The following is a 12,021-nucleotide window of genomic DNA, read 5'->3' on the forward strand; positions in this document are numbered from 1 at the left end:
GGCGCGCGCCCGTCAGGTCGCCGCGCCCACCCGCCGCCGGACGCGGCGCACCTCGCGCGCCAGGTCGGCCGGTGCCGCCACCAGGGTGCCAAGCGCGCAGGCGCCGAGGAGCACGCCCCATGGGGCGGTCCCGCCCAGGCGGTCGACGGGGAACGGGGCGACCCACCCGAGCGGGTCGACGGACACCTCCAGCCGCTCCCCCACCTCGACCGCCTCCTTCGGCGGGATCGCCGCGGTACCGAGGTCCTCGCCCCCCGGCTCCTCTCGCAGCTCGTAGTTCTCCCCGCCGCTCCCCGACCGGGCGGTGACGGTCGCCGTCGTCCGCTCGCCTAACGCGTCGTGATAGGCGTGCCCGCCGAAGAACAGCGCGATGGCCGGGAGGATCAGGGTCAGCACCGTGAGGGCGGCCATGGCCCGCCACCCGAGGCAGCGCACGCCGATCGAGCCCAGCAGCGGGCCCAGCACGATCAGCAGGAGCACGTGGCCGCCCGGCTCCGGCACGCCGGCCAGGACCAGCAGCGCCAGCCCGGCCAGGTAGGCCAGGGTGACGAGCATGACCCGGCCCGCCTGGTGTCCGATGGCGCCGGGCGTGCGCCATCTCGCCCCCTGGAACACATCCGCGACCTCGCGCAGGCTCGCCCGCGCGGCTTTCCTGGCCTGGTTCAAGTCCGCCAGGTCGGCTGCGGACGGGCCCTGTCCTGCCGCGTTCTCGTCCCGCAGGGCGCCGGGCGCCCGGATGGCCCGGGCAGCTCGCGCGGCGACGTCCTCCACGTGCCGGACGGCGGTGGACAGGGCGCGCAGCATCCCTTCGCGTGCCCCAGCGTTCAGGCCGGCGCGAACGGCGGCGCCGATCGCCGCGCCGCGGGCCCTCGACCGCCGCGCCCAGCTCAGCGGCCCCGGCCGCCAGGGACCGGCCGACTGCCGCGCCGCGTCGGCGTTCTTGTCTTCGGTCGCCAGGAAGGCCAGCACCTCCAGCGCCCCCGGCCAGCTCCTGAGCGACCGCCGACGCGCCGCGCACGGCGCCGGCCAGCGGCGGCCGGAACTGATCGGGGCTCACCGCCAGACTCGCCTGGAGTTCCAGAGCTCGCTCGTACACCCGCCGAACGGGGGCCAACTCCGGATCATCGTCCTCGAACATCCGTAAGCGATCGACGGTTTCCGGGATCGCCGCCTCGGCCCGGAACGTCAGCGCGGCCCACGCCAGGTAGCCGCAGACCACCCCGACCAGCACCGCGATCGCCACCGGCCCCCCGGCCAGCCCGACCAACGCGGCCCCGCCCACCGCGACCACCACCACGATGCCCGAGCCCCATCGATACACCCACCCCGGGCGCGGCTGCTCACCGGTCACCGCCGCTTGCCGCCGTTCTCCTCGATGAGCTGGAGGAGCTGGTCGGCGGCGCTGTGTCCCTGCATCAGATCGGTGGGCAGGGTGAACGCCTTGGGGTAACTGCCGCGGCCGGGCGCGGCGTTGTAGGTGATGCCGTTGATCTCCAAGCCGACCGTCGTGCTCAGGGAGGCCCGGATCGGCCAGGCACTGACCTCGCGCACGGGCGCACCGGCGATCAGCCGCTGATCGTTGTCCAGCAGCGACAGCATGCCCTGGTCCCGGTCGATGGTGACGAAGCCCTGCTGCGCCAGAGGGTGCAGCCCTTTGCCGATCTGCACCTCGTCGAAGACGATGCGCGCCCCGGGCCCGGCCAGCACCGGCCGCGGCCCCTCGCCCGAGCCGCGGGGAACGAACCTGAGCGTGGCGGCCATCCGGTCGACGAGCTCGACGACCCCGGGGTCGATGGTGCCGGGGATCCAGGTGGCGGCGAACAGGAGGATTTCTTCGGGGTATTCCTGCGCGAACACGTAGTGGCGCACATACTCGATCGGCATCTGCTCTCCGCGGTAACCGGTGTCGGAGAGGAGGCCCCCGTAGGCCCGGCAGGCAGGACCCGCGGGCAACTGCACGGTCGAGATCTCCGGTTCCCCGACACGGGTCAGCGGGGGATCAAGCGGCTTGCTGGCGTGCTCAAAGGCCCCCGCCAACGTCCGCTCGAAGTCGGGGACTGTCCGCCTGGCCTCGATGCTGGCGGGCAACAGGGGCTCCACGTTGCGCCGGACCGGTGGCACGTACACGACCGCTGGCTCACTGCCGTCCACCAGCCTGTCTTGCCATGCACTCTTCAGCTCCGGGTACAGGGTCTTGGCATACCGCTTGTTCTGCCGCCCGCCTCGGTCGGCGACCTGCTGTGCCGCCCGCTCGGCGCCGTCCTGGACGGTCACGTCCAACAGCAGCCAATCCTCGGCGGGATAGTCGAACGTGGGCACCCACTCGGTCATCATTCAGCTCCCTTAGTCCCATCCGTCACCGGGCCGTGGCCCCGCTTCGGCCGGCTACCTCTCCTGTTTCCCGGCGACGGCTCCCATCCCGCAGGGGGCCGGTCATCCCCTCTTCTCTATCCGCAACGAGGCGGCCATGACATCAGTCGTGTCGGTCATGTCCGGGCCGAGGGCAAAGCTGGACCAGGTGACGGAGAACTTGAACATGCCCTCGGGGCACTCCGGCGGCAGGACGTAATAGTCGATGTGCTCGATCATGAAGCGACGCTCGTCGTCGCCCGCGTCGTTCATCAGCACCTCCTGGACCCGGCAGGCCGGGCCCGCAGGAAGTGTGACCGCCGTGATCTCCGCCTCCCCGAACCGGTCTGGTTGCAGCGAGCTCACCAACTCGGTGATCGCCTCCACGGTGCGCTCTTCCGGGAGGCACTTCCGTGCCTGAACGTACGCGCTGACCGGCACCAGGGGCCGGGTGGACAGCGGGACAGGAGGCACGTACACCACCACAGGCGCGGCACGCCGCTCCCGCATCCCCTCCCAAATCACCTTGAGCTCCGGATACACCGCCTCGGCGTACTCATGCATCCGCTCGCCCTCCCGATCGGCGACCTCCTGCGCCGCCCGCTCAGCACCGTCCAGCGCGTGCGTCGGGAGATCCAGCCAGCCCCCGAGCCCTGGGTAGTCGAACTGCGAGAACCACTGGGTCACTGAACGAGCGCCTCACTCTCCTGGTAGGAGAACTCGCCCACCATGACGGGCTCGCTTATCGCCATCGCCAGCGGTTCCGGCGGTGGGGAAGAGAACGGCATGTCCCCCTCGAACGAGACCTCTCTGGGGAGAGGGAAGGTCAACTGGAAGCCACCAGGCCCCTGCCCCTCCGGGTCATGCGTGACCAGGGTCGTTGCTGTGCCGGCGGCCCAGCTCCCGAATTCGAAGACGGTGGCCCGGCTCGCTGCGGCGGCCGCAGCGCCAGCCGAAGCGGAAGTGGCGGAACCCATAGCAGTGGGGTTGGCCGCAGCCCTCAGACTGAAATTAATTGACCAATTCGCGGGGTTGAAACCCCGAAAGCTGCCGGCGAGATCAGTTCCGGCGCCGTGGAAAGCATGCCGACCCCAGCCCAGAGCCCCGGGGTTGAACGAGCGGCCGAAGGCGTGGATCGGCGCCTCGGCCAACTCGGTGGCTGCCTGCGACTGGCGGAAGTGGCTCAGCACAGCGCGAGGGCTTACCCCCATCTCGCGCAGCCGACTCAGGCGTTGGGCCGAGTCGAGGCCTGATTCGAGGCCCTCACGAGCCGTGTTGAACACCGCCCGACTCCCCGGGCCGCGTGCCGCCCGGGCCGCAGCTCCGGCGACCCGGCCGATGCCGAAGGTGAGCAGGCCGATGGAGTCCAGCATGACGCCGTGCCAGTCCCCATTGACAGCGTTCGCCAGTAGAGAGAGGGCGGTGGCGATCGTGGCGACGGCGGCGAGTGCCTGGCCGAGGACCGGGACCCAACACAGGACTAGCGACGCCAGTCCCGCGATCGCGGCGATCTGCCCGGCGATCTCTCCGACGGCGGCCATGAAGTCCTGGAAGGCGTCCCAGGCCGCGCCCATCCGGTCCCAGAAGCCGTCGGTAAGCCCGTCGCCGCCGATGAACTCCCCGATCGCGTCCGCCGCCCGTTGTGCCGCGACATCCTTGTCCTCGATCAACTGGGCCAGCCGATTGCGCAGCCGGGTCAGTTCGGCCCGCGCGTTCTCCATCTGACCCTGCAGAGCCGCGTGTTGCTCGTGGGTTTCGGAGTCCTCCTCCTCGGCCGCCTCCACCCGGGGGCCCAGGCTGTCCAGCTCCTCCTGCACCTGCTGCGCCTGCCGCCGCAGATCCAGGCTCTCCTCCTGCACGTCCTGCAGGTGCGGCCAGTACTCGGCCAGCGCGTTGGCCGTGGCGTCGTAGCGGCCGTAGGCGCGCCAGACGTCGTCCGACACTTCGTTGGCCTTCTCCCGGAAGGCCTCCCCCGCGTCCGACTGCCAGCCCTCCCGGCTGTCCGTCACTTCCCGCAGCAGGTTCCGCGCCGTCTGTATGGAGTCCGCGGTGCGCCGGTAACGGGCCGCAGCCTCCTGCACCAGCTCCCAGTCACCGGGAAGGGATCGTCGCCGCTCTCGGTCAGCGGGTGCCAGTCCGTGGGCCGTCCGCTCATCGTTCAGCCCTCCCCCTGCAGCGCGTTGGCCAACGCGGTTTCGAGCCCGTCGTAGCCCTCCGCCGCCGACTGCGCCAGCTCGGCGAGCGTGGTCAGCCCCTCCATCAGCTTGCCGCGGTGGATCTTCCAGCTCTCCGCGAACTGCTCCAGCTCGTGGGCCAGATCGCCGTGGCAGACCTCGTCGGCGTAGTCCTCGGCGATGTCCTGGGCACCGTCGAACTCGCCGGCCACGAAACGCAGCTTCTCGCCGAGCCGCCCGACATCCTCGACCGTGACAACGAGATCGGACATTGTCTCTCCCTCCCCTCGGGCCACCGAGTGTCCCGGCGCCCTGATGAACGCGGCTGTTACGACTACGACCGGCTCCTACGACCACTGCAGGGATGCCGCGATTGCGTCGAACATCTCGACCTGGGCATTGGCGAGTTCGGGTATCGGTGTGGTGAACGTCAGCACCAGCCAGGCGGTGGAGTGCGGGCGGGGCAGGTAGTGGTCGAGCGCCGTGCTCGGACGGTCGGCGGTCTGCCCGAGCTCCAATGCCCCCTCCCCGAGCACCTGACGACGGCAGCGCACCGACGGCCCGGACGGCAGTCGCACGGTCGTGACCTCGGCCTGCTTCCCGTACTTGGCGCGGAGTCCGTCGGCCAGCAGTTCCACCGGCGGCTGCGACGGCAGCGCGGGGTTCTCCGGCTCGACGAGGACCAGCAGGCTGGCCGGCACCGGCACGCCCAGCACGGCCTGGGTGGACAGGTACAGCTCCAGCCCGTCGCGGTGCGCCGCCCGGTCCACCAGGCCGGACAGCAACTCCCGGAGCTCTCGGCGCCGCGCGGCGTGCTCGTCGCGGTTCGGATAGGTCCTGTCCAGCAGCACCCGGACGGACCGTTCCCGCTTCTCCTGTGAACGCAGCGGAATGCGGAACCACTCCGTCGGCGTGATCAGGCTGTAGCGCCTGGGAGGCCGTAAGTCCTGCTCGCTCGTTGCCTGTTGTCCCGCCTGACTCACGCAATACCCCCCTGCTGAGCTGATTCCCGGATGATATCGAGTGCACGGGTGGCCGCCGGGGCACACCCCCGGTGTCCGGCGCGGGCGCCAGGCACCCTGCTCTAGTAACGCGCGGAAAGGGGACTGCGGTTGCGGGCAAGACGGCTTGTTGGGCCGTTCGGGGGAGCGGATTTCGTCGGCACGTCGTCGCGAGTCGTCACCAATCGGTGGCTACGGGGACGCCGTCCGGCGCGCCATGTCGGGCCCCTCTCGCCGAGCGTCCATCTCGGCGATCGCGTCTCGACGCGAGCCGGATCTCGTCGCGGATCGGGCGGACCGCCTCGATGCCCCGGCCGACCGCGTCGTCCGACTGGCAGTCGAGGTAGTTCTTGCTGGGGATGACCGGGCAGGCGTCGCCGCAGCCCATGGTGATCACATAGTCGGACGCCCGCACGGCCTCGGTGGTCAGGGACTTGGGCTGCTCGGCGGAGATGTCGGTGCCGACCTCCTTCATCGCCTCGATGGCCGCCGGGTTGACCTGCGCGGCCGGGGGCTGTCCGTAATACCGCCGTTGACTGCTCCGAGGTCACCGGCGGTCACGGCGGGTCTCGCTGCCCATCGCGATAGGCCTGCTGGTCACGAGGTAGCCGGTGCCGGCCAAGGCCCGCTGCGGCGGCGTGACGGGAGACGCCGGCTGCCGCGCCCCCGCCCCGGCGCTGCTCCCGATCGGCCGCGTCGGGGTGGCGCCCGGCGATGTCACGGGGTGAGGACGAGCCGTCCCCGCAGGCCGCCCTTGGCGAGCAACTCCTGTGCCTGGGCCGCCTGTTCCAGCGGCAGGCTGTCCGCGACGCGCGGGGTCAGCCGGCCGCTGGCGGCCAGTGAGGAGAGCCAGGCGAGGGCCGCTCCGTCCGCGGCGACCCACTGCTCGGCGACCCGGATGCCCCGCAGTGGAAGCGGTGCCGCTCCGGCGATGAGCGAGACGAAGGCCCCCCGGTTGCGCACGGCGTCCAGCGCCCGCACGCCGAGCACCGCGGCGTCCAGCGCGCCGTCCACGCCGCCGGGCACCAACGCGCGGACCGCTTCGCCGAGTTCGGCGGAGCGGGGCACGAACCACCGTGCGCCCGCCGCCCGGACGAACGCCTCGTCCCCGGCATCGGCCACGGCCACCACGCGCAGGCCGCGCAGCGCGGCCAGTTCCACCGCGAAGCCGCCCACCGCGCCCGCGGCGCCGGTGATCAGCAGCGTCGCGCCCGGCCGGAGGCCGAGCAGGTCCAGCGCCTGGAGGGCGGTCAGCCCGTTCAGGGGCAGCGTGGCGGCCTCGGCCGCCGAAAGGCCGTCGGGCGCCGGCGCGAGGGCGTCGGCGTCGAGGACCACGAACTCGGCGTAGGCGCCCAGCGGCACATCGAGCCGGTCGTGCAGCCCGATCACCCTGTCCCCGGGGGTGAACGCCGTGACGCCGGCGCCGACTTCGTCGACGCGTCCGGCCACGTCCCAGCCGATGCCAGTGACATCGCGCGCGGTCATCAGCCCGACCGTGGCCAGCACGCCCGAACGCGTCGCCAGGTCAACCGGGTTGACGGTGGCGGCCTCGACCCGGACGCGCACCTGCCCGGCGCCCGGCGCGGGCACCGGCACCTCGGTGACATCCAGAACTTCCGGTCCGCCGAAGGACTTCGCAACTACGGCTCGCATCGCCGACTCCTCACATGAATCGCAGGGGTTCCTGCCACCAACGACCCTATGGAGAGCTACTCTCTATTGTGAAGTAGGCACTTTGCAGTGCGTACCGAACCTGGAGGAGAGCCATGGCAACGCCCCCGGACGTCCGCGCCGCCTATGACGCGTATCTGGCCGAGTGCCCCACGCGGCAGCTGCTCGACCGGATCAGCAACAAGTGGGTCGGCCTGGCCGTCAACGCGCTCGCCGAGGGCCCGCAGCGCTACAGCGACCTGTCCCGACGGCTCGCGAGCATCAGCCAGAAGATGCTGACGCAGACGCTGAGAACGCTGGAACGCGACGGCCTTGTGCAGCGCACCGTCACCCCCTCGGTGCCGGTCCGCGTCGACTACGCCCTGACGCCCCTGGGGCGGGGCCTCCTTCCCGTCATGCGGGCGATCAAGGACTGGGCGGAGCAGAACATGGACGACGTCCTGGCGGCCCGCACGCGCTACGACACCGACGCCGTCAACTGACCGACACCGCAGGCGAGTTCACTCGACGGGACGGCGATCCGGGCGGCTCGTACCGGAAACCGCCACGGCGAACCCGTCACGCCATGCCATGTCGAGCCTCACGACCAGGTCGGCCTACCGCGGATCGACCCACTCCCCAGGCCACCCGTCCTCCGGCCGATCGCCGTCCCGCTCTGACCTCATTGCCCACCTCCTGCGCATGTCAGACGCAGACCGTAGCGAGGAGTTGCCCGGGAGCCGTTCGGTGGGGAAGGCGGCGGTGTCGTCCCAACTCAGTGTCCTGGAACCCGTGCGGGGTCACCGGTGTGGCGTGCAAGGTACCGGAAGAGCCCCGGCCATCGGGAGAATGATGGCCGGGGCCACGAGCAGCGGCTCCCAGGTGCCACGGCCGCGAGGGTTTGCCCGCCGTCACAGTCAGTCGCTGGCTCGGGCGATCAGGTCAGCGCAGGGCCTGCATGACGCGGCTGCGCAGCGTCTCGTCCGCGATGGTCCCGGCGTCGCGCCACGCCGCGGCGGTGACCTCCTCCGTCTGAAGCTCGCCGACGTCGGCCGAGGTGGTGCGGAAGAGGAACCGGAAGTCGACGTGCTGATGTTCGGGCTCGCCTTTGGCATCGTTGGCGGGGATGGGGTGCACATCGATGTGCAGCGGGCGCGGTCCTGCCGGGACGACGACCGAAACGGGAATGCCGGTCTCCTCGGTCAGCTCGCGCCGCGCCGCGTCGACGAGCCGGGAATCGTCGGCCTCGAGGTGCCCGCCGGGCAGGAGCCAGCGGTCGAGGGCGAGGTGGTGGATGTGGAGCACGCGGCCGTCGGGGTCGGCGAGGATCGCCCCAGCGGTGGCGTGTCCGCGGAACTCCTTCCTTGAGGTGAGGTCGGCCCCGGCGTCGAGGAGGTCGAGGACGGGCCCGAGTTCCCGCTTCTCGTCCGGGTGGGCCTCCAGGTACTCGTCGACGGTCTCGCGGATGTGGTCCGGTGTGATGGCCATGATTGAACGGCAGCCATGTGGTCCTGCCGACGCGGAGCGAGCGGAGGTGCGGAGCCGGGGGAGTCGCATTGCCGTGACAGGGACACGGTCGATCACCACCTCGTTCCTGGGCTGCACACCCGCGAGCACCGTACTGCTATTCACGAAAGGCAGCAAGGATGTCGGCCAGGGCGTGGATCTCTTCAAGGGTTCGCTTACCGTGTAAAGCAGCAAGGTCGGAAGATCGTCCGCTGGACGGGAGGACGCCGTGAGCACCAGCGAGTGGATCAGCACCTCGATGCCGTACCTGACGCCGCGCGAGAAGGGTCAGCCAGACGCCTGGGGCGCTGAGACCGCGGCCAAGGGGCGGCGAGGCAGTCAGCGCATCGTCAATGCCGGGGAAGTCGCGGCGCCGCCCGAGGTTGCTGCGCTGTTCGGGGTGTCCGTGGGGGCGGATGTCGTGGTACGTCGGCGGATCATGTATCTCGACAGCGAGCCATGCGAGTTGACGGACACCTACTACCCGGCGCATATCGCTCGGGGCACCGGTCTCGCCGAGACGGCCAGGATTCCCGGTGGAGCGGTGACGCTGCTCGCCGAACTCGGGCATGTGGGCGCCCGGGTCCGCGAGGACGTGACCGCCCGGATGCCCAGCGAGGACGAACGAGAAGCGCTGCGGACAGAACCACACGAGCCCGTTCTGCGGCTGACACGGCTCACGCTGGACGGCGACGACCGGCCGATTCAAGCCGACATGATGGTCATGCCCGCACAGCGCCAGCGGCTGCGTTACGAGCTCAGGATCGGATGACCGTGCCCAAGACCGAAGCGGACGCACACGACCCCCGCTCGCTGCACGAGCGGATCGCCGCCGACCTGCGCGACGAAATCATGAGCGGCGACTTGTCCCCGAGCGCCAAGCTTCCATCCACAGCCCAGCTCAAGACCAGATTCAGTGCCTCGAACGCGACCGTGCAAAAGGCTCTGCGGCTCCTCAAGGACGAGCACTTGGTCATCGGCCGGCCCGGCGCCGCTGTCACCGTCCGCGAGCACCGCCAGCGGACCGTGCGGCCCGCCTCCTCCATGGCCCCCGCGGGCCCCGGCGAGGCCTACCGCTGGCTCACCGAGGCCGCGAAGCATGGTGTGCGAGCGCGGAGCAAGCTGCTCGACGTGGCGGAGACCACTCCCCCGGCTGATGTCGCCGTCGCACTGGAGTTGCCAGAAGGTGGCACCGCGCTGCTCCGCCGCCAGATCCTCATGAACGACGATGAGCCCGTGGAACTGGTCAAGTCCTACTACCCGTTGGAGATCGCCCGCGGCACCCCGATGATGGAACGCCGCAAGATCAAGGGCGGCACACCGACTCTCCTTGCCGAGCTGGGCCACCCGCCCCGGCGCAGCGTGGATCGCGTCTCCGCCCGGGTACCCACGCAGGAGCAGTACACGGCGCTCCGGCTTCCCAGCAGCCTGCCGATCCTTCGGACTCTGCGCGTCGTCTACAGCGACGAGGAGCGTCCCATCGAGGTCACGGTCATGGCCAAGGCCGGTCACCTCTACGAGCTGCGATACGAGTTCGCGCCGGAGTGACCGACGTTCAACGCCACCGATGACGCGGCGGCACAGCCGGACGGGGAGCATCTCGCGCAGCGCAACACGGCCGAGCCGCACGTAGCGGCACCGCATCAGGCCCGATGGGGCCCCCGCTCTTCGAGGCTCGTTCCATGGTGCCCGCCTCGGACCTCGGAGGCCGTCCGCCCCAGCCAGTCGGCTTCTGCGAGCTGCGACGCCCGATAGTCAGGGTCCCAATCCCGAAAGTTCCAGAAGTCGTGTCAGCAGTGGATTGCTCCGTTTGTGCATTGATCCCACAACGCGCAAAACCTCCTGCGCCATGGGGTGAATGCGTGTCAGTTGTGGGGCGATCTCCCACGCAGAAGCAAGGCTTTCGAGGGCGCCATCGCTGTCGCCCATATCCAATTGCGCCCTGCCTTTGGTGATGTAACTCGGCGCTAGGCGAGTCGGCGGCAGACCCCGAAGAGCTTGCCCCAAATTATCGGTGAGCTCCAGGGCATCTCTCGGCTTGCCCAGATCAACCCATGTTGCCAGTTGATGGGCGAGAGTATTCCTGGGGCCAAAAGTAACCCCGTGCACTTTGAAGTCTGAGGAAAAGTATTCCGACACGCGCCTGGCGTACTGGACGTGTCGATTAGCTTCCCTCTTGGCCTCTTTGTCATCGCGGAGCCTGCCCGCCAACGTCATCCCACGCAAGTTCAGGATGCCGACGGCGATGTCTCTCTCCTCTCCCGAAAGCGCACTCTCGGCCGCCGCGATGGCTCGGTCGATGAGAGTAAGCCCTCCCTCGCAATCCCCGAAGTTCAAGTATGTTCCTGCTCTATCCCTGGCTGCGACTGCCGCGCTCAAGGGATTGGGCTTCTGCTCCGCCGCCCAGCGCTGACGGGACACTGCCAACTCAGCCAAATCCATCCAGCGATGCCGAGCGGAGAGCCAGTAGATGGCGCCATAGACGTCCGCCAGTATGGCCCAGCCCTCCGCGCTATTTGCCGAGCACGCATAAGAGGTGGCGTCGCGCAACGCGACGGGCAGCAGCGGCGTTAACACGGAAAGATTGACCGAGTCTCGCAATTCGTCGATGCTGGTCAACCGGGCGCGCAGCTCCTCTTTCTGGGGCGGGGCGGTGCGAGGGAGGTCGTAATCGCGAATCGCAGCCCTGAGATCCATCACTGTGGCCTCTTCTGACCGCGCCACGGGATCACGTCCCTGCACCTCGGCCATCGATACGCCCATGGCGCGCCCCAGTGCGGCGGCTGTTGCCGGAGTAAGTGTTCGGTCCCCTACCTCGATCTTGCTCAGCAGAGATACGGAGACAGAAGCCAATCGGGCGAGCTGGGCTTGTTGAAGCCCTCGTTCCTTGCGGAGTTTCGCAACGTTCGCCCCCGGAGCCAGACGTGTCCCAGTCATGGTCATTCCCCTGAGAGTTGGTTCAGGTGCTCTCCCATAGTCCCACGCCCCCGAGCTGGGCGCCCGCATCTGTGCAAGTGCTGTGCAAGTCACTCTGCGGCCAGAGGAGTTAACTCCCCGTAGGCGCACGGGCACGCTGCATGAGCCGTCGTACAGAGGCTTGTGCAGTGAACTGCTCTACCGCGCATAGGAGGTGCCTCCGCAGCCATGGGCAAGGCTCAGGGGCGTGGCCAACCTGTTCGTTGGAGGCAGGCTGACATGGCACAGACGGGCGGGTCGCCCAACGGAAGTAGTCAGCGCGGCGGACAACGTGGGTTCTGGGGCGTGAGCATTGACGAGCTCGCATCCGATGATGCGCCGCAGTATCTGCGCGAGCCGGTTCCCGAAGTCAGGCGCTGCGAATG

12 protein-coding genes and 1 pseudogene are annotated in these 12,021 nt (G+C 69.6%); 3 read left to right on the plus strand and 10 right to left on the minus strand.

Going from position 1 to position 12,021, the window contains the following annotated elements; all coding sequences use genetic code 11:
* Positions 1-12: 12 nt before the first annotated feature.
* From RM590_RS22465 to RM590_RS22500, 8 genes and pseudogenes are all read right to left on the minus strand, one after another.
* Complete coding sequence (locus tag RM590_RS22465; protein ID WP_311706477.1) at positions 13-969, minus strand: hypothetical protein; 957 nt, start codon at positions 967-969, stop codon at positions 13-15.
* Between the two features lie 378 nt (positions 970-1,347).
* Entirely contained in the window at positions 1,348-2,331 is a 984-nt protein-coding gene (locus RM590_RS22470; protein ID WP_311706478.1) for a hypothetical protein, read from the minus strand.
* 102 nt (positions 2,332-2,433) lie between these two features.
* Positions 2,434-3,036 carry a hypothetical protein gene (locus tag RM590_RS22475; RefSeq protein ID WP_311706479.1) on the minus strand — a complete coding sequence of 201 codons (603 nt, stop codon included), beginning with the start codon at positions 3,034-3,036 and terminating at the stop codon, positions 2,434-2,436.
* Positions 3,033-4,430 carry an AAA family ATPase gene (locus tag RM590_RS22480; protein WP_311706480.1) on the minus strand — a complete coding sequence of 466 codons (1,398 nt, stop codon included), beginning with the start codon at positions 4,428-4,430 and terminating at the stop codon, positions 3,033-3,035. Before RM590_RS22480 ends, RM590_RS22475 begins: the two co-directional genes overlap by 4 nt.
* A 77-nt stretch (positions 4,431-4,507) precedes the next feature.
* Positions 4,508-4,795 carry a hypothetical protein gene (locus RM590_RS22485; RefSeq protein WP_311706481.1) on the minus strand — a complete coding sequence of 96 codons (288 nt, stop codon included), beginning with the start codon at positions 4,793-4,795 and terminating at the stop codon, positions 4,508-4,510.
* Positions 4,796-4,870: 75 nt separating this feature from the next.
* Positions 4,871-5,506, minus strand: a complete 636-nt coding sequence (locus tag RM590_RS22490; RefSeq protein ID WP_311706482.1) for a hypothetical protein — start codon at positions 5,504-5,506, stop codon at positions 4,871-4,873.
* 210 nt (positions 5,507-5,716) lie between these two features.
* Positions 5,717-6,053 (minus strand): annotated as a pseudogene (locus RM590_RS22495) (arsenate reductase/protein-tyrosine-phosphatase family protein); the annotation flags it as partial.
* Positions 6,054-6,241: 188 nt separating this feature from the next.
* Positions 6,242-7,177, minus strand: coding sequence for an NADP-dependent oxidoreductase (locus tag RM590_RS22500; RefSeq protein WP_311706483.1), 936 nt, complete (start codon positions 7,175-7,177; stop codon positions 6,242-6,244).
* Positions 7,178-7,290: 113 nt separating this feature from the next.
* Here RM590_RS22500 and RM590_RS22505 point away from each other — a divergent pair, with 113 nt between their 5' ends.
* Positions 7,291-7,677, plus strand: a complete 387-nt coding sequence (locus tag RM590_RS22505; protein WP_311706484.1) for a winged helix-turn-helix transcriptional regulator — start codon at positions 7,291-7,293, stop codon at positions 7,675-7,677.
* A 439-nt stretch (positions 7,678-8,116) separates the two neighbouring features.
* Here RM590_RS22505 and RM590_RS22510 read toward each other — a convergent pair whose 3' ends face one another.
* Entirely contained in the window at positions 8,117-8,662 is a 546-nt protein-coding gene (locus tag RM590_RS22510) for an NUDIX hydrolase (RefSeq protein ID WP_311706485.1), read from the minus strand.
* Positions 8,663-8,939: 277 nt separating this feature from the next.
* Between RM590_RS22510 and RM590_RS22515 the strand changes: the two genes are divergently transcribed.
* Both RM590_RS22515 and RM590_RS22520 read left to right on the plus strand, forming a co-directional pair.
* Positions 8,940-9,452 (plus strand): GntR family transcriptional regulator, encoded by a 513-nt coding sequence (locus RM590_RS22515; protein ID WP_394813951.1) that lies wholly within the window; start codon positions 8,940-8,942, stop codon positions 9,450-9,452.
* Entirely contained in the window at positions 9,449-10,228 is a 780-nt protein-coding gene (locus tag RM590_RS22520) for a GntR family transcriptional regulator (protein WP_311706487.1), read from the plus strand. Before RM590_RS22515 ends, RM590_RS22520 begins: the two co-directional genes overlap by 4 nt.
* Before the next feature lie 207 nt (positions 10,229-10,435).
* On the opposite strand, the gene RM590_RS22525 is transcribed toward RM590_RS22520, so the two are convergent.
* A complete protein-coding gene (locus RM590_RS22525) occupies positions 10,436-11,617 on the minus strand; it encodes a helix-turn-helix domain-containing protein (protein WP_311706488.1) in 1,182 nt (393 codons plus the stop codon).
* Positions 11,618-12,021 lie beyond the last annotated feature (404 nt).

Source organism: Streptomyces litchfieldiae, from assembly GCF_031845365.1.
Lineage (GTDB): Bacteria > Actinomycetota > Actinomycetes > Streptomycetales > Streptomycetaceae > Streptomyces > Streptomyces litchfieldiae.